The following is a 25,690-nucleotide window of genomic DNA, read 5'->3' on the forward strand; positions in this document are numbered from 1 at the left end:
GCGCGGATGTGGCAGGGAAGCCGCGCCGGATCAAGAGGCGGCGGAGCGCTTCCGTCCCGCCGGACCGTCAGCCGAACTGCTTTTCGTAGATCTCCGGCTTGAAGCCGACGATCACCTTGCCGCCGGCATCCAGCACCGGCCGCTTGATGAGCGAGGGCTGGGCCTGCATCAGGCGGAATGCCTTGGCCTCGTCGATATCCGCCTTCTCGGCGTCGGTGAGCTTGCGGAAGGTGGTGCCGGCGCGGTTGAGCAACGGCTCCCAGCCGACCTTGCCGGCCCATTCCTTCAGATGCGCGGTGTCGATGCCGGACGTCTTGTAATCGTGAAAGTCATAGGCGACGCCGTGCGTGTCGAGCCAAGCGCGCGCCTTCTTCATCGTGTCGCAGTTCTTGATGCCGTAGATCGTGACCGTCACGCTCGTCTCCGTTCCGGGCAATCGAAACGCCTCATGAAAACGGCCGCGCCCCGGCTCGGAAACGCGGCCGCCTCATCGAAAAGCGGCTGTCGGAACCCATAAGGCCCCGGCCCCTTCTCTGGAACGGTTCAGTTCGCCGTAGCGGCGCCGATGCCCGCGCCAGCCGCCGCGCCGATACCCGCGCCCCACGCCGCACCCGTGCCGCCGCCGGCGATGCCGCCGATCACCGCACCGGTGCCGGCACCGATCAGGGCACCCGTGCCGGCGCGGCGCTGGGTGTTGGAGCAGCCCGCCGCGATCAGAGCGACGACGGCGACGACGGTAAGCTTGACGGCAACAGACTTGGACATTCGGGCATTCCCCCAGTTTGAGTCGAGGTGAGAATATCGCCGGCCGATGCGCCCTACAATCGTAGGGCACCAAGCATCACCGAAGAAATTCTTACCGAGAAAACTTCATCGCCAGCTACGGACCCAGCGGCCAGGTTCATACACCCACTGACCACGACGGAGCACCCAGCGAGGACCGACATATTCGAAGCCGCGACGGTTCTCTTCCCAGTGGCCCGACGTCCAGACCCATCCCCGGCGCGGATGCCATGCCCAGTGCCCTGGAACCCAGGTGTAGCCACGGCGCGGCACCGGGCGAGGCTCGCGACGCGGCGCCGGCGGGCGGCTGGTCGGCACCGACTGCGCCTGCGCCTCCGAAAGCGCCGTTATGCCCAGCGGCGCGGCAAGGAGAGTGACGGCAAGGGTCTTCAAGAGCGAACGGCGCGAGAGCATGACGGGCTTTCCTGTGATGCCGAATGTTGGCGGTCCGGCGGGAACATGGCATCGGCCGGCCGCGGGAGGAAGCCGATCGCTGCGTCAAAATGATGGGGTCGTCCGCTCGCCTCTTCGTGCCTGCAATTTACGCCAGTTCAGTGTATGATGACCCGAACCGCCGGACAGCCAACGATCCGACGGCCCGGGAGGTCTCCATGCATCGCCGTATCCGCCTCGTCCTTGCCGTCGCCCTGTTCTCCGCCCTGGCCGTCACCGCTGCAGCGGCGCAGGAGCCGGGCGCCGATGCCACCTGGAAGGCGTTGAGGGGGGATGTGTTCGGCGACCGTAGCATCGAGGTAGCAAGTCCGCTTGTCCGCCTCACCGCCCCGACCCGCGCGGAAGATGCCGCCATGGTGCCCGTGGAGGTCGAGGTGATGCTGCCGGAGGGCGATCCGCGCACCGTCAGCAAGCTCACGCTCATCGTCGACGAAAACCCGGCGCCCGTCGCGGCAACCTTCACTTTCGGCGGCGAGCGCCACGACCTGGCCCTCGGCACGCGGCTGCGCGTGAACTCCTATTCCTTCGTCCGCGCCATCGCCGAGACCAGCGACGGCACGCTGCACATGGCGGAGCGCTATGTGAAGGCCTCCGGCGGCTGCTCCGCTCCGGCGATGAAGGACGAGGAAGCCGCGCTGAAGAATCTCGGCCAGCTCAAGCTGAAATCAGTGAATGCCGGCGAGCTGGGCGACCCCACCAAGGCGAGCCGCGTCTCGCAGCTCCAGCTCATGATCCGGCATCCCAACTATTCGGGCTTGCAGATGGATCCGCTCACCCGCGCCTATATCCCCGCCAAGTTCGTCGACGACATCGAGGTAAAGCAGGGCGACGAGCTCATCTTCTCGATGACGGGCGGCATCTCGCTGAGCGAGGACCCGGCGATCCGCTTCACCTACCAGCCGACCGGCCAGGAGATTCGCGTCGATGCCGCCGATACGGACGGAAGCAGGTTCAACGGCGAGCTGAAGCCGGCGGGCTGACGCGCCGCCGGCACGCCCTCAATAGAAGCAGGTCACCTCGGCCTCGGCCTGCGCCCGGCGCAGCTCGGCCACGATGTCGCGGAAGATGCCGGTGTTGCGGAACAGCTCCGATTGCTGCCCCGCGACCTGCCCCACGCTGAGGATGGTCTCCGCCTCCACGTAGCGCTCATAGGGGAGGATCGTGGCGATGGTGTCGATGGAGCAGGAGCACTTCTCCAGCGCCTGCCGGGTCTGGCCGTTGGCGGCCATGCAGCCGAACACGTAATCGGCGCGGGCGACGGTGGGATAATCGTTGATCAGGCCGGCCTGCGGGGCCGAGGGAGCCGGCCGCGTCACGCCCGGCGTGACGCCCGGCGCGAGGCCGGGGGAAAGCCCCGGGGCGGCCTCCTGAGCCGCGACCGCGCCGGCCCCGAACGTCAGCGCCAGCAAGGTTCCGGCGACGACACGCAAGGCGGTCCCGGTGGCTTTCGTCATGGCAGTTCCTCCCGGCCGGCCGCCTATTTCGCCGCCGGCGTCGCGGAAGCGCCGGTCAACGTCAGGCTGGTCTCGATGATGTTCGAGGTGCCGTCCGCTTTGGGCGTGACGACACCGATGGAATACAGCCCGCCCGGAACCGCGTCCGAGAACAGGAACTCGTAGCGGCGGCTGGCCAGTTCCTGCAGCTTGTCCTTGTTGGGATCGGTGGCGAAGGGGAGCATGGTGAGCTTCCAGCCCTCCATCTCCTTGCCGTTGAAGGTGAAGCGCGCGGGCTCCACCGTTCCGGTGCCGAGATGCTCGCGAACCCGGTTGCGGAGGTAGAAGGGGCTGCCTTTGCTGAGCTGCGCCATCTCCTTGACGTCGCGCTCCAGCAGGATGAGCGAGATCGGATTGCCGTTCATGGTGGGGAACGGGCCGGCCTCGCCTTCCTTGTCGCCGCGATGGATGACGACATCGGCGATGCGCTTGGAAGCGTCGTCGGCGGGCGCCGAGACCTTCATTTCCAGCGTCTCGTCGAAGCTGTCGCCCAGCTTCGCCTCGCTCGTCACGTGCTTGTAGGCGTAATTCAGCGTCGTGCCGGGCTCGATTTTCGACAGATAGGGCGTGTCGAAGAACAGCTCGGAAGCTGTCGGACCGGCCAGGGCGGCAGTAGCAAAAAGCGTAGCAATCGAGGTAGCAGCAACGATCGAAGTAGCGATTGAAGTAGCAGCGGCGAAGGTGGTCGCCAGACGCAACATGGGGGCGCTCCCGGTCAGCTTGGGCGGTCCGGCGTCAGGTAGCGCCGGTAGTCATATTCGGAGGATCCCTCCGCATCGGCCTCGGCGAGGGCGAGCATGTGGGCGTGAAGCGGGGATTTGTGGCAGGCAGGATCGGTCGCGGCGGCATCGCCCGCGATCGCCATCGCCTGGCAGCGGCAGCCGCCCCAGTCGATCTCCTTGCGCTCGCAGCTCCTGCACAGCTCCGGCATCCAGTCCGTGCCGCGAAAGGCGTTGAAGGCGGGCGAGTCCGTCCAGATCTCGCTCAGCGAATGCTCGCGCACGTTCCAGAAATCGAGACTGGGGATGGTTTCCGCCGCGTGGCAGGGCAGCACCTTGCCCGACGGCGTAACATTGAGCGACTGGCGCCCCCAGCCGTTCATGCAGGGCTTGGGGTACTTGGCGTAATAATCCGGCACCACCGCGTCGATGGTCAGCTTGCCCTTGAGCCGGGCGCGCGCCTCCTCCACCACGTCGAGCGCCCAGAACACCTGCTCGCGCGTCGGCATGAGCGCGCCGCGATTGCGCAGCGCCCAGCCGTAGTACTGCGAGTGGGCGATCTCGATGCGCTTGGCGTCGAGCGACAGGGCGAGGTCGATGAAGGCCGGGATCTGGTGGATGTTGGCCCGGTGCACGACCGAGTTGATGGTCAGCGGCAGTCCGAGCCGGCGCACCTCGCGCGCCACGGCGAGCTTGCGCTCATGGGCGCCGCGGAAATTCGACACCTTGTCGGTCGTCTCCGCCGTGGCTCCCTGGAAGGAGAGCTGCACATGGTCGATGCCGGCGTCCGAGATCGCCTGCAGCCGCTCCGGCGTCACGCCGACGCCGGCGGTGATCAGGTTGGTGTAGATGCCGACCTCGACGCAGTGGCGGATCATGTCCTCCAGATCGCGCCGCGCCGTCGGCTCGCCGCCGGACAGGTGAACCTGCAGCACGCCGAGCCGGGCGGCCTCGGAGAAGACCCGCTTCCACGTGTCGAGGTCGAGTTCGACATTGCGGCGGTCGAGCTCGACCGGGTTCGAGCAATAGGGACATTGCAGCGGGCAGCGGTGGGTCAGCTCCGCCAGCATGCCGTAGGGCGCCGGAGGCGCCGGGCGAACCGGCGCCTCGCGGTGCGTATGCGGGTCCGCCACGACGTTCATGATGCCGCGTCTCCGATCAGCGGCGAGGCGATCTCGATCATTCCCTTCTCGACCAGACCGGCGAGGAAGGCATCGACATCGGTCGCCACGCGCTCGCGGTCGACGGTGAAGGCGCTCGCCAACTCGTCGACGATGGCGTCGATGGAGCGGGTGCCGTCGACCTTCTTGAGAATCTCGACCGCAACCGGATCCGGGTTGAGCACACGTTCGGGCGCGAGCAGCACCCACTGCCCGCGCGCCTCGTCGTGGCGCAGGCGCACACCGCGCGCGAGCTTGGGAATGCCGGTCGCGACGAGAATCTCGGTCATCACGCCTCCTTCGGGACGAACGCCCCCGGATAGGCCATCTTCGGCTCGACATAGGCGAAATAGAGCGCGTCGAGCTGCACCCAGAGCACGTCGCACTTGAACTCGAGCGCCCGGATGGCCGCTTCCTGCTGTTCCGGCGTGCGCGCGTGCTGCTTCACGTAGTCGAGCGCGAAATCCGCATCGCGCGGCGCCTGGGTGAGACGCTTGTCGAAATAGGCCAGCGTCTCCTTCGAGACGAAATCATAGTTCTTCAGCATGCCGGCCACACGCTCGCCGATGATGCCGGGCGAGAACATCTCCGTGAGCGAGGAGGCGATGGCCTCCAGAAGGCTCTTCTCGCGCACGAAATGCACATAGGCATCCACCGCGAAGCGGGTCGCGGGCAACAGGCCGGAGAGCGAGGTCACGTAGTGCCGGTCGAGCCCGAGGCTGTCGGTGAGCACCAGCCAGCGGGCGATGCCGCCCTCGCCCTCATGGTCGCCGTCGTGGTCGATGATGCGCTGGCGCCAGACGCGGCGCAGCTCCGCCTCCTCCATGCGGGCGAGGATGGAGGAATCCTTCACCGGGATCATCGCCTGGTAGTAGTAGCGGTTCAGCGCCCAGGCCTGGATCTGCCCGAAGCTCAGCTTGCCGCCGTGCAGCAGACGATGAAAGGGATGCAGGCTGTGATAGCGGCGCTTGCCCACGTCACGCAGGCGCTCTTCAAGTTCAGTCGGCGAAAGAAGCGTAGTCATAGGGCGATCTCCATCCCATCTTGAGCGATCTCCCATCCGGCTTTATTTGCCGCGATCCGCTCTTTCGAGCCATCAACAAGCACCGGATTGGTGTTGTTGATGTGAACATAGATTTTTCGGCCCACATTGACTTGGCGCAAAGCTTCGATCGAACCATTCTCGCCCGACATCGACATGTGCCCCATGCGCGCGCCGGTCTTGGTGCCGACGCCGGCGCGGACCATCTCGTCGTCCTGCCACAGCGTGCCGTCGAACAGCACGAGATCGGCCCCGTCGAGGCGGGCACGCAGCGCATCGGTCATCGCCGCGCAGCCGGGAATGTAGAGCACCCGACGCCCCCCTGCCCGCAGCTCGACGCCGATGGTCTGCTCGCCCTCGACATCGGTGGCGAGCGCCCCCTTCTCGGCCGTCTCACGCGCTTCGAGATAGAGCGCGATCTTGCCGGGCACCGGGAAGATGGTGGCGCTGACGCCCTCCACCAGATCGAAGGACGAGCCCAGCTCGACCTCCCGGCGCGCGACCACGCCCTCGGCCAGCACGTCGAAGGCGCTGCTGGAACGCAGCACCCCCTGCACGGAGGGCGTCGCCAGCAGCGTGAAAGGCTGCGCCTCGCGCAGGCTGAGCAGCCCGGCGACGTGGTCGATATCGGCGTTGGTCAGGAGCACGGCAGCCACCGGCGAATGCCGGAGACCCGCCTGCGGGTGCAGCGCCGGCACGGACTGGATCTGCGACAGGACTTCGGGCGCGCAATTGACCAGCGCCCAATGGACGCCATCGGCGCTCACGGCAATCGATGCCTGAGTCCGCCGCTGCACGCGCGGGTCATTGGCCCAGGCAAGCGAGCAGACCGCGCAGCGGCAGTTCCATTGCGGGAATCCGCCACCCGCGGCCGACCCGAGGACGACGAGCCTGAAGCGGGACGGGGACGTTATCATCGGCAAAGCGACTTCGCGCCAACCCGCCCCTCAAGGCTCAGAAGTCAGCCGGATAGTAGGCGTTGACTTCCATGCCGACGCAAACTTCAACAATGCGCGGAGTGGTCCAGGCCATTTCTTCCTCCTCGAATTTTTGATCTCTTTTTACTTCATAAGAAGATCATAAGAGATCATGTTGATTTGCGGTTATTACACCGCCCTAGCAATGTGAGGATCATTTTCGCCTTCGTCAAGAAAGGCGTGATCATCTTTCGTTCAGGCGTACATTATACCAGCGCGAACGGTGGCGGAACATACGCCGGAAGCCCTCTCGCGGCTCACGCCGGCTCGGCGTCGAGCATGAAGCCGCGCCCGCGCACCGTCACGATGAGGTGCCCGCCATCGGGCAGCGCCTCCGCCAGCTTGTGGCGGAGATAGCCGACATAGACGTCCACCACATTGAGCGAGGCCCCGCCATGGCCGGCCCACAGCGCGGCGAAGATGTCCGCGCGCGAGAGCGGCTCGCCGGGGTGGCGCATGAGCAGCGCCAGCAGTTCCACCTCGCGCTCGGTCAGGCGCACGCGGGTGCCGCCGAGCTGGGCCTGGCGGGTTTCGAGATCGAGCGCGAGCGCGCCCACCGCCAGCGTGCGCGGCTCGCCGTCGGCATTGCTGCGCCGGAGCGCCTGCACCTTCACCCGCGCCAGCAGCTCCTCGAAGGCGAAGGGCTTGACGATGTAGTCGTCCGCCCCCGCCATCAGCCCCTCCGTGCGCTCGTTCACGCTGGAACGGGCGGAGAGCATGATGATCGGCGCGGTCTGCCCGCCGGCCCGCAGCGCCTTGCACACCTCGATGCCGGAACGCCCGGGCAGCATGACGTCGAGGATGATCGCCTCCCACGCCCGCCCATTGGCCGCGCGCAACGCCTCCTCGCCGTCTCCCACGAGCTGGACGTCGTAGCTCTCGGAAGAAAAGCCGCGCCGCAGCAGCGAGCCGATGTCCGGATCGTCCTCGACGATGAGAATGTTCATTGGGCCGCCTCCAACGTCATGTCGGGCACCGGTACGGGCAGGCGGACGGTGACACAGGTGCCCCCCTTCCCCTCGCCTCCTCCGGCACCGCTTTCTATTTCGATGCGCCCACCATGGCGGTCGACGATCCATTTCGCCAGTGCCAGGCCGATGCCGAAGCCGGTGCCCTCGCGCGTGCCGGTGGCGCCGCGCCAGAAGCGCTCGAACACGTGCGGCAGTTCGTCCGAGGGGATGCCGGTGCCGTGGTCGCGCACCCGGATGACCACCTCGTCGCCCTCTCGCGCGGCTTCCAGATGGACGGTCTCGCCGGGCGGCGAATGGCGCACGGCATTGGCGACCAGCCCGTCGAACGTCTGGCGCAGCCAGTCGCGGTCGGCATCCACGGCAAGGCTTTCGGACGGGCAGGCGATCTCCAGCGCGAGCCCGGCGGCGCGCGCCACCGGCAGCATGCTCTCGCGCACGTCGACCAGCAGCTCGTCGACGAGGAACAGCGAGCGGTCGAGCTCGATCTGCCCGCTCTCCGACCGCGCGATGCGCAGAAGATCCTCCACCCGGCGATGCAGGCGGCGGGCGCGGGACTGGATGACCAGCAGCGCGGCCTTGAGGTCCTCCTCGCGCGGCTGCGCCGGGCGCAGCGTGATCTCCACCTCGCCGAGGATGACGGTCAGCGGCGTGCGCAGCTCGTGGCTCACATCGGTGAAGAAGCGCCGGCGGGCGAGGTCGACATTCTCCAGCCGCGTATTGGCGGCGCGCAGCTCGGCGGTGCGCGCGTCGACGGTCTCCTGCAGGTGCTTCTGCGCCGCCACCAGCCGCTGCTCGCGGCGGGCCAGATGCGCCGCCATGCGGTTGAAGCGGGCCATGGCGAGGCTGAGCTCGTCGTGGCCGGTCACAGCGATGCGGGTGTCGGAGCGCCCGCGCGCGATGGCGGCGGCGGCGGCGGCGACATCGGCGACGCGATTGACCAGCGAGCGGCCGAGGCGGTGATAGAGCAGCACCGCGACGAGGCAGGCCAAGGCCACGCCGATCAATCCCCAGCGTATGGTGCGGTCGCGCAGCTGGCGCACTTCGACCTGGGCGTTGTGAGCGGCGGTGCGCTCCTCCTCCATCGACTGGCTCAGCGGACCGCCGAAACCGGCGGCGAAGACGTCGAGCACGACGCGCACGCCCGTCGCGGGCTCGGGATTGGCGAGCGCCCCGGCGACCTGACGGTCGAGCACCTCGAACTGCGCCTTGAGGCGCGCGACGGTGCGGCTGCGCGCCGCCATCAGCGTGCGCTGCTCCTCGTCCTGGAAGCGCAGCACATCGTCCGACAGCGTGCTCTCGAAGCGCTCGAAGGCGGTCAGCGCGGCCTGACGGGCGGCGACGAGCGATTCATAGGTGCGCGCGCTCGGCTGCTGCGCGGTCTGCAACGCCATCAGCGCGTAGTCGCCGATGCGGCCGGAGATGACCGACAGCAGCTCCAGCCGATGCTGGGCCGATACCAGCCGGTCGAGCTGCGTGTTGGCCGCGCCGAGCGCGAGGACGAGCGCCGCCGTCGAGGCCGCCGTCACCAGCACGGCGACGGACAGCAGCAGCGCCATGCGCGCCCTGAGCGACGCGAACAAGCCACGCCCGAACACGCCCCTTCCCATGCCGCCTCACTGGATAACGCCATCGCAAATCAATGACGTTTCAATGATTCCACGGACCAGGGAACGGTGCACGCTGCGATGCAGCAGGAACCGGCGGGAAAAACGGCGGCGTGGGAAACGCGCGGGTGCCGGTCAGATGTCGCGGCCGGCCGCGCCGGGACGGGCGCAGCGCCACTTCGTGACCTTCCACTTCGGGTGCGTCTCGCTCCACTCGGCGATGACCGGCGGCGCGCCGATCATGCACTGGACCGGCGCGGGGCGAAGCTCCGCGCTGACGGAAACGGCCTCCTCGCGGCAGGTGCCGGGATTCGCGATGAGGCAGATGGAAAGAATAAGCTCCATAAGTCGTCCTCGAGGCGTGGGTTCGAAGCCGCCCGAGCGCTCCCCCTTTCACTGAACTGAACCCGACCCATACGCCGCCCGCGGCAGTTGGGTCGCGCCGATTTCGCTGCATTGCAGCAAAAAACAGACCACATCGCAAACACGCTACGCGGCTACCTCTCGGGGGGCCGGGCGTCCCGACGCCACCGATCAGCTTCACGCCGCAGCATAGTCCGTGATCGCGGCGGGATACAGAGCTGCCGCTCTTTTGACCATGCCGCCATAATTCGCATCCGCCGGGGCGGCTTCCGGCACGGCAGCAGAAAGCATGGGGCAAGCTACCGCAGCGACGTCATACGGATGAAGAATCCCTTGCGGATAAAGACGAAGCGGGCCAGTCTCTCGCTCGTTACGTGTCTGGTCGCGCTATCGGGCCAACCGGTTTGGTTCCCAAACGCTGCAACAAAGATAGCCGGGACATCGAGAGGGGCAATTCCCGTCCCTTATCATGCAACCCCGTTCTGGGAGGATTAGATGGCCAAGATCAACAAGGTGCTCATCGGCGAGTCGCTGGTGGGTGACGGCAACGAGGTCGCTCACATCGACCTCATCATCGGCCCGCGCGGCTCGGCTGCGGAAAGCGCCTTCGTCAACGCGCTGACCAACAACAAGGACGGCTTCACCTCGCTGCTCGCCGTCGTGACCCCGAACCTGCTCGCCAAGCCGAACACCATCCTGTTCAACAAGGTGACGATCAAGGACGCCCGTCAGGCCGTCCAGATGTTCGGCCCGGCCCAGTACGCGGTCGCGAAGGCTGTCGTCGACAGCGTCGCCGAAGGCGTGATCCCGGAAGAAGAAGCCGACGACCTGTTCATCTCGGTCGGCGTGTTCATCCACTGGGAAGCGGCGGATGACGCCAAGATCCAGCAGTTCAACTACCAGGCGACCAAGGAAGCCCTGAAGCGCGCCGTCGACGGCGAGCCGAAGATCAAGGACGTCCTGTCGCAGGCCGCTTCGGCCAAGCACCCCTTCGCCGCCTAGATCGGAAGCAACCCTGGGCAGACAACACCACCGCCCGCGGCCCAGTATCCGAAGGGCCTGCTCCAGCGGTTGGCGGCGATCTTTTTGAACAAGTGACGACGGCGCGCCGTCGTTACTTGCGCCACGGGGACGGCGGGAAACCGCCTTCTCCTGCCCATTGATTGCCCATCTTACCGACTGACTGGCCCGGAGCCTCGTGCTCCGGGCCTTTTCATTTTGCGCGCCGACGGCCGGTCGCCGGAATGGGGGATTGGCCGCGGAGGGCTCAGCCGGCAGCACCGGCCAGCGCCCGGCGCAGCTCTTCCAGCCGGCCCGGCGCGGCGCGCTCCTCGCGCGACAGGTGAAGCCCGATATCGTGGGCGATCCGCGCGGGTGTTCCTTCCAGCACGACGATGCGGCTCGCCAGCTCCACCGCCTCGCGGCTGTCATGGGTGACGAAAAGCACGGTCGCCGGACGGCCCGCCAGCAGGCGGCGCAGCAGATCGCGCAGCCGCGCCGCGCCCACCTCGTCCAGCGAGACGAAGGGCTCGTCCATCAGCAGCACCTCGGGCTCGATGACGAAGGCGCGGGCCAGCGCGACACGCCGCTGCTGGCCGAGCGACAGGCGCTCGGGATAGGCGGGCGCCAGCTCGGCAAGACCCACCTCCTCCAGCATCGCCAGCGCCCGGCGGCGGCTCTCCTCGCCCGGCGGCAAGGGCAGCGCGACATTCTCCAGCACGGTGCGCCACGGCAGTAGGCGCGGATTCTGGAAGGCATAGGCGATGCGCGGCGCGACCGCGCCTGCCCCGCCCCCCGCATCGAAGCGCACCGTGCCGCGATACTCCCGATCGAGCCCGGCGACGATGTTGAGCAGCGTCGTCTTGCCGAGGCCGGAGGCGCCCAGCAGCACCAGGAACTCCCCCGACGCGATGTCGAGGCGGAAAGCGCGGAAGATATCCCGCGCCGGCGCGCCGGCCCGCGCCGGATAGCGCTTCTCGCCGATGTCGATCGCGATCGCGCTCATCGCCGCCACCTGTTGGCCCGCCGCTCCCAGGGCTGGAGCAACCCGACCTCGATGAGCTGCACCACCGCCGTGAAGGCCAGCGCATAGGCGAGGATGGTCGCCACGTCGAAAAGCTGGAACGCGGTCTGCAACTCGAAGCCGACGCCGTTGGAGCGGCCGAGCAGTTCCACCACCAGCACGATCTTCCAGGTGAGCGCGAGGCCGGAACGGGCGCTCGCGGCGAAGAAGGGCACGAGCTGGGGCAAGGTGACGTGGCGCAGCGCCCGCGACCATGGCAGGCGATAGACCTTCGCCATCTCGTCGAGATCGCGCGACAGCGCGGCCGCGCCCTCGCGCATGGTGACGGCGACGTTGGGGATCTTGTTGATCGCCACCGCGGTGATGGCCGCCGCCTCGGTGAGGCCGAACCAGACATAGCAGAGGATGATCACCACCAGCGCCGGCAGGTTGAGCAGCACGACGACCCACGGTCCGAAGAGTTCGTTGAGAGCCACCGAGCGGCCAAGGGCGATGCCGATGGCCGAGCCGACCGCCATGGCGATGAGGAAGCTCGCGGCCACGCGCCCGAGCGTGATGGCGATGTTGGTCGGCAACGCTCCGGTCTCCGTCGCGCGCACCATGGCGGCGAGCACGGCCGGCGGGCCGGGCAGCAGCGGCGAAGCCACCCAGAGCGCGGCGACCTGCCAGACGGCCACCAGCACCAGCAGCGAGACGGCGGTCAGCAGCAGGCGGGCGGCGGCCGACATGCTCTCCCTATCCTATTCGCCGACGGGGCCGAACAGCGCGCGGTCGAAGCCGGGATTCGGCCCCACCAGTTCCTCCCCTCCGGTCTGCGCGAGCACCTGGTAGAGCCGGGCGCAGGAGACCCGCTCGGCCTCGCCGAAGCTGCCAGGAATGCCGGCGCGGTAGTAGTCGCGCAGCCGCGCGAACTCGGCGTCGTCCGCCGCCTGCATCAGCGGGCGGATCCGGTCCCACGCGGCATCGCTCGTCGCCAGCACGCGGTTGGCCGCCGCCGCGGCGCGCAGGAAGCCGGCGATGGCCGCGCCCCTCTCCGCCATCACGGCGTTGCGCCAGACGAAGCCGACCAGCGGCGGGGCGGGATCGATGCCGAGGCCCTTGATGATGTCCTTCACATCCAGCAGCCGCCGAAAGCCGCGCGCGTCGAGCCGCGCCGCATAGGGCCAGAAGGTGAGCACGGCGTCGACGCGGCCGAGCGCGAGCTGCTCGCTGACCAGCGGCGCGGCGCCGAAGACCGGCTCGGCGGCGGTCGCGAGGTCCACGCCGAGCTCGGCCCTGGCATAGGCGCGCAGCAGCAGCCAGCTCTTGTCCAGCGCGCCGCCGGCCACGCCGATCTTGCGGCCCTTGAGATCGGCGAGGCCCTTCACCGGACCGTCCGCCGCCACCATCACCGCGCCGAGCGCGTTGGAGAACGGGGCGAAGCGCATGCGCTCGCCATCCTGCGTGCGGCGCAGGGCCCAGAGCCAGTCGCTGACGATGAGGTCGACGTCTCCCGCCTGCAATGCGACGGTCGTCGCCTGCCCGCTCGCAAGGTCCACGCTCTCGACGGAGAGGCCCTCGCGACGGTCGAGCCCCTCGGCGCGGATGGTCTCCAGCAGCCAGTTGAGCGTGCCGAATTTCAGCGTGCCGATGCGCAGCCGCAGCGCGGGATCCGCCACCCCGCTCCCCTGCGCCATGACGGCCCCGGGCAGCGCCGCGAGCAGGGGCAGCCCCGCCAGCGCGGCGGCGCCGGCGAGCCAGGCGCGGCGCGAGAGCGCGGCGGAAAGATGCGGAATCGTCATGGGGCGGCCTTCCCGGTCAGCGGGGGATCGAGCAGTCGGTTGCGCACGAGATAGGAGACGCCGCGCAGCCAGGATTCGTCCGTGTTGTTGCGGATATCCGCGCTGCCGGCCCGGAGCACCTGCCCGGTGGCGACGTCGCGCAGCTGGAAGTTGATGTTGAGAATGAGGTTGGAGACCTTCTGCACCAGCCCGATCACCTCGATCTGCGCGCCGAGGGAGCGGGCGATGGGGAGTTCGCAACTGTTGCAGTTGCGGAACGGCGTCGCCTCGGCGATGCGGGCCGCCTCGGGCGTGAGGTCGAGCACTTCATAGCCGGCATCCTTCAGGCGGCGGCGCACCTCCCCGGTGATGAGGGCGAGGCGCTTCGCCTCCGCCGGGCGGGGGCCGTTGAAACCGGCCTCGCCGCTGGTGTCGAACAGCTCGAAGTCGAACACCGCCACGCGCGTCGCCGCGCGGGCATCGGCGGCGAAGGCGAGTCCCAGGCCGAGGACGAGAGCGGCGAGCCTGCCGGTGCGGCTGAAAGCACTCATCCTATTTTGCCTCCCTGCGCCGGCTTTGTTCCCGACATGTGGCAATCATATCGCCGGAAGACGCTCCCGCAAGCCACCGGGAAAAAGTTCCCGATTTTAATACATGTGATATGCTTTGGATAACGACGGCGTTACATTTTCTTATTAGTTTCTTATGTGCGCTATTTTATTGAATGCTTGATTTTGATTGCGTAGAGTTTTCCCACGGCAGCCGAGAAAAGTTCCGAAGACACTTGTCGCGGACAAAGACATTAGCCGTGGGATGGAATGCCGATGAGATGGATGGCGAGCGCCGCGGGAGCGGTGCTGATAGCGGCAGCCTGCGCAACGAGCCCCGCGCGCGCGCAAGACGCGACGCCCGCGGCACCCGCGCCCGCTACCCCCTCCTCCCCGCCGCTCGCGGCGAAGCCGGCCGCGCCGATTCCGCCGGAGCAGACCTTCAAGATCGGCGTGGTGAGGCAGATGCCGGTGCCCCCGCCCTGGATCGCGCCGCTGCAGATGCCGCCGGATGATCTCGGCATCGCCGGCGCCGAGCTCGGCATCCGCGACAACCTCACCAGCGGGCGCTTCCTCAAGCTGGACTACAAGCTCACCCCGGAGATCGTGCCGACCGACGGCGATCCGCTGCCGGCGGTGCAGAAGCTGGTCGAGGCCGGCAACAATTTCATCCTGCTCGACGTGCCGGCCGAGCAGCTGGTGAAGATCGCCGACGCGTTCAAGGACAGCGGCGTGATCTTCGTCAATGTCGGCGCCGCCGACGACCGCCTGCGCCAGAAGGACTGCCGTGCCAACGTGTTCCACGTCGCGCCGAGCCGCGCCATGCTGGCCGACGCGCTCGCCCAGTTCCTGGTGACCAAGCGCTGGCGCAACTGGTTCCTCATGGTCGGGCGCACCGACGCCGACAAGCTCTACGCCGAGGCGGTGCGCCGCTCGGCCAAGAAGTTCGGCGGCAAGATCGTCGCCGAGAAGGAATGGGACTACGGGCCGGACGCCCGCGCCACCGCCCAGTCGGAAGTGCCGCGCGGCACGCAGGTCGGCGAGTACGACATCCTCATCGTCGCCGACGAGCTGGGCGAGTTCGGCGACATCCTGCCCTACAACACCTGGCTCGCGCGCCCCATCGCCGGCACGCAGGGCCTGATGCCGCTCTCCTGGCACCCGACCATGGAGAACTGGGGCGCCTCGCAGCTTCAGAGCCGCTTCTTCAAGCAGTCCAAGCGCCTGATGCAGCCGCTCGACTTCCAGATGTGGGAAGGCGTGTTCGCCATCGGATCGGCCAGCCTGAAGACGCGCAGCAGCGACCCGGCCAAGGTGAAGGCGCAGATGCTGGCGCCCGACTACGACCTGCCGGTGTTCAAGGGCGTCGCCGCGAGCTTCCGCGGCTGGGACCACCAGCTGCGCCAGCCGATCCTGCTCACCCATGCCACCAACACGGTGACGCTCTCGCCGCAGGCCGGCTTCCTGCACCAGAGCTCGCCGCTCGACACGCTCGGCTTCGACCGACCGGAATCGGCCTGCACGTTTCAATAAGACCAAATGATTGCCAGGAGGAACCGAATGAAACGCCCGTTCATGCTGTCCGTCGGCATGGCCACCCTCGCCGGGCTCATGCTGGCCGACGCCCTGCCCGCCGAGGCCGGCCCGCGCGCCTTCGTCTCCAACGAGCGCGACCACACGATGAGCGTCGTGGACATGGACACGCTCAAGGTCATCGAGACCATCAAGACCGGCCGGCGCCCGCGCGGCATCATCGCCAGCCCGGACGGCAAGCTGATCTATCTGTGCGCTTCCGACGACAACCGCGTCGAGGTGTATGACGCCGCCACGCTCAAGCTGGTGAAGACGCTGCGCTCCGGGCCGGATCCCGAACTGTTCGTGCTGCATCCGTCCGGCAACCCGCTCTACATCGCCAACGAAGACGACAACATGGTCACGGTGGTGAATGTCGAGAACAACGACCTGATCGTCGAGATCCCGGTCGGCGTGGAGCCGGAGGGCATGGGCATCAGCCCCGACGGCAAGTTCATGGTGAACACCTCCGAGACGACCAACATGGCCCATGTGGTCGACACGGCGACGAACGAGATCATCGAGAACATCCTCGTCGACTCCCGCCCGCGCATCGCCGAATTCTCCAAGGACGGCAAGCAGCTCTGGATCTCCGCCGAGGTCGGCGGCACGGTGGCGGTGGTCGACCCGGCGACCTGGAAGATCATCAAGAAGATCTCCTTCAAGATCCCCGGCGTGACCGATGATGCCATCCAGCCCGTCGGCGTGCGCATCACCAAGGACGGCTCCAAGGCCTTCGTCGCGCTCGGCCCGGCCAACCGGGTGGCGGTGATCGACGCCAAGACGCTGGAAGTGGAGAAGTACCTGCTCGTCGGCCAGCGCGTCTGGCAGCTCGGCTTCACGCCGGACGAGAAGTTCCTCGTCACCACCAACGGCAACTCGAACGACATCTCCATCATCGATGTCGCCGAGGAGAAGGTCACCAAATCCGTCACCGTCGGCCGCGCGCCCTGGGGCGTGGTCGTGGTTCCGTGACCCGCGACAACAGCAAGCAAAACGCACCATTCGGAGGATTCGCCATGAAGACGCATTTCGCCATCGCCGCGGTGGCCACGCTCGCCCTCTCGGGTCTCGCCTATGCCAAGGGTGACCTCACGCTGAAGCCGACCGAGCTGGAGGAACTCACCGTCGGGCTCGGCGATTCCGGCTTCGGCGTCTCCCAGCAGAAATACGAGCTGGAGACCGGCAAGTCCTATACCCTGACCATCAAGTCCACCGGCAAGAAGGAATGCGCCTGGCAGTCGCCGGGCCTGTTCCAGAACATCTTCCTGCGCAAGGTCGAGGCCGGCGGCATGGAGATCAAGGCCGTCCACCTCACCGAGCTCGAATTCGAGGAAGAGGGCGAGGCCGAGATGTTCTTCGTGCCCATCAAGCCCGGCAACTACGCCTGGTACTGCAAGGGCATGGAAGAGCGCGGCATGAAGGGCGAATTCATCGTCAAGTGACGGCGGCGCCCGCCAGGTTTTCCACTTATACTCCTCGTGAACACTGTCCCCGGCCCGCGCCGGGGACTTTTCTTCTCTCGACGCGGGAGACGCCATGACGGAACAGCCTCGCGAGACGGCTTCCCCTCGCGGAGCCGGGGCGGCGCCAGCGGCCGTGCCGGCGCTGGCGGTTCGCGACGTCACCCACACCTTCGGCGCCCGCAAGGCGCTGGACGATGTCAGCCTCGATGTGCCGGCCGGCAGCTTCACCGCCCTGCTGGGCCCGAACGGCGCCGGCAAGACGACGCTCTTCTCGCTGGTCACCCGGCTCTACGACAACCGCAGCGGCGCGATCCACGTGCTCGGCTACGATGTGCGCCGCCAGCCGGCGGCGGCGCTGAGCCAGCTCGGCGTGGTGTTCCAGGCGCGCACGCTGGACCTCGAGCTCTCCGTCCTCGACAACCTGCTGTACCACGCGACGCTGCACGGCATCGGCTTCGGCGCCGGCCGCCGCCGGGCGATGGAGCTGCTGGCGCAGGCCGGCCTCGCCGACCGCGCCCGCGACAAGGTGCGCAACCTCTCCGGCGGGCAGATGCGCCGGGTCGAGATCGTGCGCGCGCTCATTCACCGCCCCCGCCTGCTGCTGCTGGACGAGCCGACAGTGGGGCTCGACATCGCCTCGCGCGCGGCGCTGGTCGCGCAGGTGCGCGAACTGGTGGCGCAGGAGGCGATCGGTGTGCTGTGGGCGACCCACATCATCGAGGAGATCCAGCCGGGCGACCGCATCGTGGTGCTGCACCGGGGCCGGGTGCGGGCGCGCGGCAGCTACGAGGAGATGCTGGCGCAGACCGGCACGGACGAACTCGGCGCCGCCTTCCTGAAGCTGGTCGGCGACGAGGCGGAGGCGGCATGAGGCACGCATCGCTACCGACCGCTGGACCTGCTCCCGCTCCCCGCGGGGGAGAGAGGGCTTCGCCGCGCCGCCATGGTGTCGCCCCTCACCGACCCGCTTCGCGGGCCACGTCTCCCCGCTGGGGAAAGGAAGGGAGTTGCCGCCAGCACGTACGGGCCCACCATCGGAGGCATCCATGAGCGCCCCCTCGCCCCGCTTCCGGCTGCCGCTCGGCGGCTATCTCATCGTGCTCGCCGGCATCTGCTGGCGCGAGGGGCTGCGCTTCCTGAACCAGCGCGGCCGCTTCCTTTCCGCGCTGGTGCGCCCGCTGGTGTGGCTGTTCATCTTCGCCGCCGGCTTTCGCTCGGTGCTCGGCGTCTCGATCATCCCGCCCTACGACACCTACGTGCTCTACGAGGTCTATGTGACGCCGGGGCTGGTGGCGATGATCCAGCTCTTCAACGGGCTGCAGTCGTCGCTTTCCATGGTCTATGACCGCGAGGTCGGGGCCATGCGCATCCTGCTGGTGAGCCCCTATCCGCGCTGGTTCCTGCTGGTCTCCAAACTCGTCGCCGGCATCTGCGTCTCGCTGCTGCAGGTCTACGCCTTCCTCGCCATCGCGTGGTTTTGGGAGGTGGAGCTGCCGCCCATCGGCTATTTCGCCGTGCTGCCGGCGCTGCTGCTGACCGGGCTGATGCTCGGCGCCATGGGGCTGCTGATGTCCTCCGTGTTCCGGCAGATGGAGAACTTCGCCAGCGTGATGAACTTCGTCATCTTCCCGATGTTCTTCGCCTCCTCCGCCCTCTACCCCCTCTGGCGGGTACAGGAGAGCAGCCTCGTGCTGTGGTGGATCTGCACGCTGAACCCCTTCACCTATGCGGTGGAACTGATCCGCTTCGCGCTCTACGGCCAGTTCGAGCCGTTTTCCGCCCTCGTCGTCGCCGGTTGCGCGCTCGTGTTCCTCGCGGCGTCCATCCTGGCGTATGATCCCTCCGCCGGCGTCATGGCCCGCCGCGGCGGGCCGGAGACCGCCCGTTGAGCCGGCCAAACGACAAGGGGCCCCCTAGCGGCCCCGACCAGACGCCTTGAGGAACACCCGAGGAAACGCCAATGTCCGCGACGCCTTTCCGAAGCCTGCGTTTCGCCGTCCCGCTCCTGCTGCTGACCGCCGCCCCGGCGCTGGCCGCCGCCCCGACCGGCGGGCTGTGGCCGTGCATCCAGCGCAAGGTGCCCGTGCTCGCCTATGGCCAGATGTGGTCCGGCCCGTCGATCGAGAACCTCGCCTGGCAGGACGACCGCGCCGTCGCCGAGCTGGTGCCGGTGCTGGTGGCCCAGCGCACGCCGATCGACGACGCCACCAGGCGCATCGAGGAATTCGCCGGCAAGGCCGGCGCGGAGAAGAAGGAGCGGCTGACCCGGCTCTTCGCCGGCGTGTTCGACCAGATCAACGCCCGGCGCAGCCGCATCATCAGCGGCATCGAGCGCTATTCGCAGCACCAGATCGAACTTTCCAAGCGCATCAAGGACGAGAGCCTCGACCTCGCCAAGGCGAAGAAGGCGGCGACCGGCGACGCCGACAAGGCGAAGGCGGCGGAGCTGGAACAGCGCCTGCTCTGGGACACCCGCATCTACGACGCCCGCAACCAGGCGGTGACGGCCGTGTGCGAAAGCCCGGTGCTGCTGGAACAGCGCGCCTTCTCGCTCGCCCGCGCCATCCAGAACGTGATGGAGTGAGCCTCAGCCGCGCGGCGCCGCCCGGCCGAGCCGACGCAGGCGCCACGCGACATAGGCGATGATGGCGAGATGCAGCAGCACCGCGGCCGCCAGCGCCACGGCATGGAACCGCCAGCTCACGCCCGGCTCGCTTCCGACCACGGCGATGGTGACGAGGCCGAGCGGCAGGAACAGCGCCACCGCCGTGACGAGGCCGGGATTGTAGACGCCGAGCCGCAGCCGGGCGCCGATATGCGTCAGCCCGTTGACCAGCACCGCATAGGGCGCCACCAGCCCGTAGCCCGGCCCCCACAATAGCGCGGCGTAGAGCGCGGCGAGGTTCAGCGTCCAGACGACGCCGACATTGATGACCAGCACACCGGCCGTGCTCAGTCCCTCGCGTCCGCCGAACACGACCGCGTTGGCGAAGCGGCGGAAGCGGTCGCCGGCATGCTCCTCGACCTGGTGGAGCATATAGGCCGGGCTGTGCAGGAAGATCAGCAGCAGGGCGAGCGGCGCCGTCACGACGAGGAGCGGCACGGCGGCGACCAGCGCGGCGGCCATGAAGCCGGCCCCCGCCACCCAATGGCCGGCGAGCCACGAACCGACGAGCGGCAGGCCGATGAGCCGCGGCGTCAGCCTGAATTCCCGATGCGGGCCGGTTTCCGGATCTTCCATGCGGCGAGCATAACCTGATTTTCGCCGCCGCCGGCAGGGCGGTATCGGGAGGGTCGCCGGGTCACGGATGTCAGGGGAAGGGCTTGGCCTCTTCGAGCGGCAGGCCGGCCCTGGCCCAGCCGTCGCTGCCGAGCGGATACCAGATGATGTTGGTATAGCCGTATTCGCCCTGCGCCCGGCGGGCGGCGTTCCAGCTCATCCAGCAATCGGTCTGGCAGTAGAACACCAGCGCGGCATCGCGCCGGCCCCCGGTCAGGGTCTCGAGGCTGCGGCGGAAATAGCCGTCCGTCTCGGCGGTGATGGCGCCGTAGCCGACATTGGGCAGCCAGACGCTGCCGGGCAGGTCGTCGCGCCGCTTGTCGCGCCAGATGGTGCCGGGCGGCAGATTGGCCGGCTTCACGTCGCGCGGCATCACGTCGACGAACAGCGCCGCCTTGTCGCGCCACAGCTTCTCCGCCCCGGCGGTATCGACCACCCGCGCGCCGCGCAGCGTGGCCGGCGTCGGGGCGCGGTAGCCGTCCATGCGGTAGCCGTCCGGCTCCGGCACGGCGGTCTCGCCGCGCCCGGTGGAGGGCGCGAGCGCGTAGAGCACGACCGCCAGCCCGGCGATGCCGAGCCACGCCAGGCGGCTGAGCGGTTTCTCGGGACGGGTGCTCATCGCCTCCTCCCGCGCCTCGTTCAGGGGGCCTGCACGATGGGACGGTCCTGCCCATCCAGCAGCGGCACGCCATAGTCGAGCAGGATGCGATCGATGGCGCCCTGCTGGCTCTTGATGAACTCGTTGAGCTGGTGCTTCCAGTTCAGCTCGCCGGGCCGGATGCCGAAGGTGATGCGGTAGACCAGCGAGGGGTCGCCCTTCTCCTTCACCAGCGGCACGATCGACAGCGGGATCTGCGATTTCTTCGCGTAATAGCCGCCGATCGGCCCCCACAGGATGCCCGCATCGATGTCGCCGCTGTCGATGTCGGCGATCATCGCTTCGGCAGGGCTTTCGAAGCGGCGGTCGACCATCAGCGCGTAGGGCTTCGCCATCGGCATCAGCCCGTTGCGGGTCATCAGGTCGCCCGGCGGCGAGCCGGCGACGACGCCGATGCGCCGACCCTTCAGGCGCGGATCCTCCAGCGTGTCGACGCCGGCGAGGTCGCTGTCCTTCCTGGCGACCAGCACCCAGGCGGAGCGGTAGTAGGGATTGGTGTTCAGCACCGGGTCGCCGCCGGCGACATAGCCCATCACCACGTCGCAGCGCTTGGCGCCGAGCGTCATGCGGTAGAAACCGGTCGCCTGCGGAAACCACGTGTAGTCGAGCGGCAGGCCGAGCTTCTCGGCCATGAGCTCGGCGATCTTGTTCTCGAAGCCCTGCCCTTCCTCATTGGTGAAGGGCATGTTCGCCGGATCGGCGCAGACCCGCAGCGTCGAGCGGTCGACGAGGTCGGACACCTGCGCCGCCGCGGGCATGGGAGCGGCGAGAGCGAGGGCAAGGGCAAGGGGGAGGGCGAGCGCCGGCATCAGCGCCGCGACGCCCCTTCCGGCAAGGCCGGCGGAGGGCCCGGCCACCGCGCGCACGCCCGCCATCACGTCAGCCTCCGAAGCATTGCTTCTCATTGTCCGTGTATGCCTTCGCCTTGTCCTCGCGCTTGCTCGGCCGCTCGCGGCCAAGGGCGCCGTCGGCGCGGGCCTTGAGGTAGACGTAGATGTCGTCGAGGTAGCACATGACGTTCTTGTTCTCGCCGAAGGCCGGCATGACCTGGTCGGCGGTGCCGACGCCCACGGTCTTCTTGCCATTGACCACGGTTTCCATGAACTGCGCGTAGGTCAGGGTCTTCAGCGAGGTGGCCAGCGCCGGGGCGTAGGTGGAACCCATGCCGTCCGGGCCGTGGCAGACGTGGCACTCGGCGTGATAGCGGCGGTAACCGGAATAGGTGTACCAGTCCATCGTGCCGTCGGGCTGGATGTTGTAGGTCGGATCGCCGTCAGGCAGCGTGTACTTGCCCAGATCGTCCCTCTCCTTGACGACCGGCTCGGCGCTCGTCGCCGCCGGAGCGGCCTGCTGGGCAAGGGCGGGAACGGGCAGAACAAGGGCGGCCGCCAGGATCAGAGCCGACACGCCGGCGGACGCCGGCAGAGCGCCGGAAACAAGCCATCCGCGAACGGTATTCTTCATGAAGCAGTCTCCTCAGGGGGCGCCGCGAGGGGGCCATGTCCGACGGTCGAAGCGCGCACGGCTCCCGGGCCGACAGCGCTCGTTCGGAATTGTTCTAAGATTTTCATAAGGCCCAAGGGCCTGAGACGGTGGGGCCTGGCCCGCCGGTTCGACCGGCGGCCAGGCCCCCCGCACTTACTGGAAATGACCGGCGCCCCAAGGACGCCGGCCCTCCATGCCTCAGTTCGGCAGAGCGAACACCGTGAGCTGACCACCGAGGTTGGTGTAGTTCGACAGGGCCGCATAGCCACCCACCGCGCCGAGACCGGCGTTCGGGTCGGTCAGGCCGGCCGCAAGGCCGATGCCCGCCCAGCCACCGACACCCGACAGGATGGCGATGTACTGCTTGCCCTTGTGCTCGTAGGTGGTGACGTTGCCGATGATGCCCGACGGGGTCTTGAACTTGTAGAGTTCCTTGCCCGTCTTGCTATCGACCGCCTTCAGGTAGCCTTCCAGCGTGCCGTAGAACACCACGTCGCCGGCGGTGGCGAGAGCACCCGACCACACCGAGAACGGCTCGGGCAGCGACCAGACGATCTTACCCTTGGTGTTGTCCCAGGCGATGAAGTTGCCCATGCCGCCATGGCTGTTCGGCGCCGGATACATGGACAGGGTGGCACCGACATAGGGCTGGCCCGCGGTGTAGCTGACGCGGAACGGCTCGTAGTCCATGCACACGTGGTTGGTGGGCACGTAGAACAGGTTGGTCTTCGGGGAGAAGGCCGCCGGCTGCTGGTCCTTGGTGCCGAGCGCCGCCGGGCAGATGCCCTTGGTGTTCACGTCCTCGCCCTGCTGAGCGGTCGAGTACTGCGAGACGACCAGCGGACGACCGAAGGTCGGGCTGTTGCGGTCCATGTCGACCTTGGTGGCCCAGTTCACCGCCGGATCGTACTTCTCGGCGACGAGCAGGTCGCCGGACACGCGATCGAGGGTGTAGCCGAAGCCGTTGCGGTCGAAATGGGTGAGCAGCTTGCGCGGCTGGCCGTTGAACTGCTGATCCGTGAGGATCATCTCGTTCACGCCGTCATAGTCCCACTCGTCGTGGGGGGTCATCTGATAGACCCACTTGGCCATTCCGGTGTCGGCGTCACGCGCCCAGACGGTCATCGACCACTTGTTGTCGCCCGGGCGCTGGGCCGGGTTCCAGGTCGAGGGGTTGCCCGAGCCGTAATAGACGAGGTTGGTCTCGGGGTCGTAGGAGTACCAGCCCCAGGTACAGCCGCCGCCGATCTTCCACTGATCGCCTTCCCAGCTCTTCAGCGAGGAATCCTTGCCGATCGGCTTGCCGAGCGCCGTGGTCTTCTCCGGGTCGACGAGCAGGTCGCTGTCCGGGCCCATGGAATAGCCGCGCCAGATCTGCTTGCCGGTCTTGGTGTCGTAAGCCGTCACGTGGCAGCGCACGCCGAACTCACCGCCGGAAATACCGACGATCACCTTGTCCTTCACCGGAAGAACGGTGGCGGTGTTGGTTTCACCCTTCTTGGGATCGCCGTTCACCACCGACCACTTCTTCTCGCCGGTCTTGGCGTCGAGCGCGACCAGCGTCGTGTCGGCCTGATGCAGGAAGACCATGCCGTCGGAATAGGCGAGACCGCGGTTGACGGTGTCGCAGCACATGACCGGGATGACGTTCGGATCCTGCTTGGGCTCGTACTTCCAGACGATCCGGCCGTCGTCGTTCAGGTCGAGGGCATAGACGATGTTGGGGAACGGCGTGTGGACATACATCATGTCGCCGATGATGAGCGGACCACCTTCATGGCCGCGCAGCACGCCGGTCGAGAATGTCCAGGCGACCTGAAGCTTGCCGACATTGGCGGCATTGATCTGGTCGAGCTTGGAATAGCGGGTGTTGGCGTAGTCGCCGGTCTGGATGCCCCATTGCTTGGGGTCCTTGATGATCTTCATCAGCCCGTCATTGGCCGAAGCCGGCCAAGCATAGACTGCCGCAGCACTCATCAATGCCGCCGCAAAAAGCTTGCGCATGCCTACTCTCCTCCTGAACGATCCTCCGGGACCGACCATAACGATCGATCCGCCGCGGCTTGTTTTGCCGTTCTGACCTTTCGTCCTCGGCAGCGTGTCACGACCGGCTGGGGGAGAAGCAGCCGGATTTCACGGGGGCACCTGCCCCAAGCTGGCCTACGAACCGGATCGGGACTTCCCCCGAAAGCCGTTGAAGCCGAAGACAAAGCGAGGCTAATCCGAATTCCTGGGGCGCGCAATAAGAACTCTTAGAGAAAGAGCTCTTATTATGATTTTGCTGCAAGTGCGAACAAAAATACAATATACCAGGGATTTATACTTGAACTTACCATGATCCGCCGCGGACGCGCCTGCTGCGCCGCAACAGAACTATTCCCATTCGAACTCATGATAGGCGGCGATGGCGTTGCGCGCGTTGAACTCATCGAACAGCGCCCATTGCTCGCGTTCCGACGGGCGCGCGAGGTCCGGCGCCGCGCTCATCGGCTGCCCCTCGGCGATGATGCGACGCACATCGGCGCGCAGGCCGTCGAGATAGGCGCGCTCGGCCGCCGCCGCCTGCGGCCATGCGACGCTGGCCGGGCCGTGCCCGGGTACGGCTCGCGCGGCCGGCCGGGCGGTGAGCGTGTCGAGCAGCGCGAGCCATCCCTGCAGGCTGCCGTCGAGGGTCGGGATATGCCCGACGAACAGCAGATCGCCCATGATCCAGGTGCCGGTGACCGAATCGAAGACCGTCAGGTCGTTGTCGGTATGGGCCGTGGGATGCGCTTCGAGCTGCAGCGCCCTCCCGCCGAGATCGAGCGCGAGGCGGTCCTCCACGAGGAGATCGGGCAGCACGATGCGGGTGCCCTCCGCCTCCGCCCCGAGCAGCCGATTCGCCTGCGCGAGATAGGTCTCGCTGCGCAGCGACAGGGCGCGCGGGAGCTTGTGATGCCCCACGAAGCGCACGCCCTCACCGGCAAAGGCGGCGTTGCCCAGCGTGTGGTCGGGATGCATGTGGGTGTTGATCACGTAGCGCAGCGGCCGGTCGGTCACGGCCCGTACCGCCGCGAGCATGCGTTCGCCCGACAGTCGGCTGTTGCCGGTATCGACCACCGCCGCGACCTTGCTGCCGACCACCAGCGTCATGTTGGCGATCGCCCCGTCATTGGCGGGGGCGATCAGCTCGTAGGGCGCGCGATAGACGAAGACGCCGTCAGCGACCCGCTCCAGCGGCAGCGGCCCGGCGGCGGCCGCAGCACCGGGACGCACGCCCCCGGCGCCCCCCGCTGCCAGCGCGGCACCGAGGGCGAGAAGGCGGCGACGATCCGGGCGGAACGGGACCGGCAT

The 25,690-nt window shown here is 67.7% G+C and carries 29 protein-coding genes and 1 pseudogene; 8 read left to right on the forward strand and 22 right to left on the reverse strand.

Annotated features, from left to right (window positions below; all coding sequences use genetic code 11):
• Positions 1-67 precede the first annotated feature (67 nt).
• The 3 genes from FO470_RS10995 to FO470_RS11005 form a co-directional block, all read right to left on the reverse strand.
• A complete protein-coding gene (locus FO470_RS10995; RefSeq protein ID WP_144343007.1) occupies positions 68-415 on the reverse strand; it encodes an ArsC family reductase in 348 nt (115 codons plus the stop codon).
• Between the two features lie 128 nt (positions 416-543).
• Positions 544-765 (reverse strand): YMGG-like glycine zipper-containing protein, encoded by a 222-nt coding sequence (locus FO470_RS11000; protein ID WP_144343008.1) that lies wholly within the window; start codon positions 763-765, stop codon positions 544-546.
• 105 nt (positions 766-870) lie between these two features.
• Positions 871-1,197 carry a twin-arginine translocation signal domain-containing protein gene (locus FO470_RS11005; RefSeq protein WP_144343009.1) on the reverse strand — a complete coding sequence of 109 codons (327 nt, stop codon included), beginning with the start codon at positions 1,195-1,197 and terminating at the stop codon, positions 871-873.
• A gap of 197 nt (positions 1,198-1,394) precedes the next feature.
• On the opposite strand from FO470_RS11005, the gene FO470_RS11010 reads away from it, so the two are divergent.
• On the forward strand, positions 1,395-2,216 hold the full coding sequence (locus tag FO470_RS11010) for a quinoprotein dehydrogenase-associated SoxYZ-like carrier (protein WP_144343010.1): 822 nt from the start codon (positions 1,395-1,397) through the stop codon (positions 2,214-2,216).
• Between the two features lie 18 nt (positions 2,217-2,234).
• On the opposite strand, the gene FO470_RS11015 is transcribed toward FO470_RS11010, so the two are convergent.
• The 9 genes and pseudogenes from FO470_RS11015 to FO470_RS11060 all read right to left on the reverse strand — a co-directional run bounded on the left by FO470_RS11015 (position 2,235) and on the right by FO470_RS11060 (position 9,547).
• The gene (locus FO470_RS11015) at positions 2,235-2,690 is read right to left on the reverse strand and encodes a hypothetical protein (protein WP_186291925.1); all 456 of its coding nucleotides are present in this window, start codon (positions 2,688-2,690) and stop codon (positions 2,235-2,237) included.
• 23 nt (positions 2,691-2,713) lie between these two features.
• Positions 2,714-3,430: a hypothetical protein gene (locus tag FO470_RS11020; protein WP_246659557.1), complete on the reverse strand. Its 717-nt coding sequence runs from the start codon at positions 3,428-3,430 to the stop codon at positions 2,714-2,716.
• A 14-nt stretch (positions 3,431-3,444) separates the two neighbouring features.
• On the reverse strand, positions 3,445-4,590 hold the full coding sequence (pqqE, locus tag FO470_RS11025; RefSeq protein ID WP_144343011.1) for a pyrroloquinoline quinone biosynthesis protein PqqE: 1,146 nt from the start codon (positions 4,588-4,590) through the stop codon (positions 3,445-3,447).
• Positions 4,587-5,668: pseudogene (gene pqqC, locus FO470_RS11035) on the reverse strand (pyrroloquinoline-quinone synthase PqqC). Before pqqC ends, pqqE begins: the two are co-directional and overlap by 4 nt.
• Positions 5,629-6,567, reverse strand: coding sequence for a pyrroloquinoline quinone biosynthesis protein PqqB (gene pqqB, locus FO470_RS11040; protein WP_144343014.1), 939 nt, complete (start codon positions 6,565-6,567; stop codon positions 5,629-5,631). The pseudogene pqqC and the gene pqqB overlap by 40 nt, the downstream one beginning before the upstream one ends.
• Positions 6,568-6,604: 37 nt before the next feature.
• On the reverse strand, positions 6,605-6,682 hold the full coding sequence (gene pqqA, locus FO470_RS11045; protein WP_144343266.1) for a pyrroloquinoline quinone precursor peptide PqqA: 78 nt from the start codon (positions 6,680-6,682) through the stop codon (positions 6,605-6,607).
• 202 nt (positions 6,683-6,884) lie between these two features.
• Positions 6,885-7,574 carry a response regulator transcription factor gene (locus tag FO470_RS11050; protein WP_144343015.1) on the reverse strand — a complete coding sequence of 230 codons (690 nt, stop codon included), beginning with the start codon at positions 7,572-7,574 and terminating at the stop codon, positions 6,885-6,887.
• Positions 7,571-9,193 carry a sensor histidine kinase gene (locus FO470_RS11055; RefSeq protein WP_246659558.1) on the reverse strand — a complete coding sequence of 541 codons (1,623 nt, stop codon included), beginning with the start codon at positions 9,191-9,193 and terminating at the stop codon, positions 7,571-7,573. Before FO470_RS11055 ends, FO470_RS11050 begins: the two co-directional genes overlap by 4 nt.
• A gap of 144 nt (positions 9,194-9,337) precedes the next feature.
• Positions 9,338-9,547 carry a hypothetical protein gene (locus FO470_RS11060; protein WP_144343017.1) on the reverse strand — a complete coding sequence of 70 codons (210 nt, stop codon included), beginning with the start codon at positions 9,545-9,547 and terminating at the stop codon, positions 9,338-9,340.
• A 513-nt stretch (positions 9,548-10,060) separates the two neighbouring features.
• Between FO470_RS11060 and fae the strand changes: the two genes are divergently transcribed.
• On the forward strand, positions 10,061-10,567 hold the full coding sequence (gene fae, locus FO470_RS11065; RefSeq protein ID WP_144343018.1) for a formaldehyde-activating enzyme: 507 nt from the start codon (positions 10,061-10,063) through the stop codon (positions 10,565-10,567).
• A 265-nt stretch (positions 10,568-10,832) separates the two neighbouring features.
• On the opposite strand, the gene FO470_RS11070 is transcribed toward fae, so the two are convergent.
• Genes FO470_RS11070 through FO470_RS11085 form a run of 4 tightly spaced genes read right to left on the reverse strand, consistent with a single transcriptional unit; the run spans position 10,833 to position 13,899 of the window.
• Positions 10,833-11,570 carry an ABC transporter ATP-binding protein gene (locus tag FO470_RS11070; protein ID WP_246659559.1) on the reverse strand — a complete coding sequence of 246 codons (738 nt, stop codon included), beginning with the start codon at positions 11,568-11,570 and terminating at the stop codon, positions 10,833-10,835.
• A complete protein-coding gene (locus FO470_RS11075) occupies positions 11,567-12,316 on the reverse strand; it encodes an ABC transporter permease (protein WP_144343020.1) in 750 nt (249 codons plus the stop codon). Before FO470_RS11075 ends, FO470_RS11070 begins: the two co-directional genes overlap by 4 nt.
• Positions 12,317-12,328: 12 nt before the next feature.
• A complete protein-coding gene (locus FO470_RS11080) occupies positions 12,329-13,369 on the reverse strand; it encodes an ABC transporter substrate-binding protein (protein WP_144343021.1) in 1,041 nt (346 codons plus the stop codon).
• On the reverse strand, positions 13,366-13,899 hold the full coding sequence (locus tag FO470_RS11085; protein WP_144343022.1) for a DUF3280 domain-containing protein: 534 nt from the start codon (positions 13,897-13,899) through the stop codon (positions 13,366-13,368). The genes FO470_RS11080 and FO470_RS11085 overlap by 4 nt, the downstream gene beginning before the upstream one ends.
• 282 nt (positions 13,900-14,181) lie before the next feature.
• On the opposite strand from FO470_RS11085, the gene FO470_RS11090 reads away from it, so the two are divergent.
• The 6 genes from FO470_RS11090 to FO470_RS11115 all read left to right on the forward strand — a co-directional run bounded on the left by FO470_RS11090 (position 14,182) and on the right by FO470_RS11115 (position 19,518).
• A complete protein-coding gene (locus FO470_RS11090) occupies positions 14,182-15,429 on the forward strand; it encodes an ABC transporter substrate-binding protein (RefSeq protein WP_246659560.1) in 1,248 nt (415 codons plus the stop codon).
• A gap of 27 nt (positions 15,430-15,456) precedes the next feature.
• Positions 15,457-16,443: a PQQ-dependent catabolism-associated beta-propeller protein gene (locus tag FO470_RS11095; RefSeq protein WP_144343023.1), complete on the forward strand. Its 987-nt coding sequence runs from the start codon at positions 15,457-15,459 to the stop codon at positions 16,441-16,443.
• Between the two features lie 44 nt (positions 16,444-16,487).
• Complete coding sequence (locus FO470_RS11100; RefSeq protein ID WP_144343024.1) at positions 16,488-16,913, forward strand: cupredoxin domain-containing protein; 426 nt, start codon at positions 16,488-16,490, stop codon at positions 16,911-16,913.
• A 94-nt stretch (positions 16,914-17,007) separates the two neighbouring features.
• A complete protein-coding gene (locus tag FO470_RS11105) occupies positions 17,008-17,805 on the forward strand; it encodes an ABC transporter ATP-binding protein (RefSeq protein ID WP_144343025.1) in 798 nt (265 codons plus the stop codon).
• Between the two features lie 175 nt (positions 17,806-17,980).
• Positions 17,981-18,823, forward strand: a complete 843-nt coding sequence (locus tag FO470_RS11110; protein WP_186291926.1) for an ABC transporter permease — start codon at positions 17,981-17,983, stop codon at positions 18,821-18,823.
• Between the two features lie 71 nt (positions 18,824-18,894).
• The gene (locus FO470_RS11115) at positions 18,895-19,518 is read left to right on the forward strand and encodes a hypothetical protein (protein ID WP_144343026.1); all 624 of its coding nucleotides are present in this window, start codon (positions 18,895-18,897) and stop codon (positions 19,516-19,518) included.
• Between the two features lie 3 nt (positions 19,519-19,521).
• Here the strand turns inward: FO470_RS11115 and FO470_RS11120 are convergent, their stop codons facing one another.
• The 6 genes from FO470_RS11120 to FO470_RS11145 form a co-directional block, all read right to left on the reverse strand.
• Positions 19,522-20,175, reverse strand: a complete 654-nt coding sequence (locus FO470_RS11120; protein ID WP_144343027.1) for an HXXEE domain-containing protein — start codon at positions 20,173-20,175, stop codon at positions 19,522-19,524.
• 70 nt (positions 20,176-20,245) lie between these two features.
• A complete protein-coding gene (locus tag FO470_RS11125) occupies positions 20,246-20,833 on the reverse strand; it encodes a PQQ-dependent catabolism-associated CXXCW motif protein (protein ID WP_144343028.1) in 588 nt (195 codons plus the stop codon).
• Positions 20,834-20,853: 20 nt separating this feature from the next.
• Entirely contained in the window at positions 20,854-21,681 is an 828-nt protein-coding gene (locus tag FO470_RS11130; RefSeq protein ID WP_144343269.1) for a substrate-binding domain-containing protein, read from the reverse strand.
• A 70-nt stretch (positions 21,682-21,751) separates the two neighbouring features.
• A complete protein-coding gene (locus FO470_RS11135) occupies positions 21,752-22,336 on the reverse strand; it encodes a c-type cytochrome, methanol metabolism-related (protein WP_144343029.1) in 585 nt (194 codons plus the stop codon).
• A gap of 219 nt (positions 22,337-22,555) precedes the next feature.
• On the reverse strand, positions 22,556-24,361 hold the full coding sequence (xoxF5, locus tag FO470_RS11140; RefSeq protein WP_144343030.1) for a lanthanide-dependent methanol dehydrogenase XoxF5: 1,806 nt from the start codon (positions 24,359-24,361) through the stop codon (positions 22,556-22,558).
• Positions 24,362-24,730: 369 nt separating this feature from the next.
• Positions 24,731-25,690, reverse strand: coding sequence for a quinoprotein relay system zinc metallohydrolase 2 (locus tag FO470_RS11145; protein WP_144343031.1), 960 nt, complete (start codon positions 25,688-25,690; stop codon positions 24,731-24,733).

The organism is Ancylobacter moscoviensis (genome assembly GCF_007559435.1).
Classification (GTDB): domain Bacteria; phylum Pseudomonadota; class Alphaproteobacteria; order Rhizobiales; family Xanthobacteraceae; genus Ancylobacter; species Ancylobacter moscoviensis.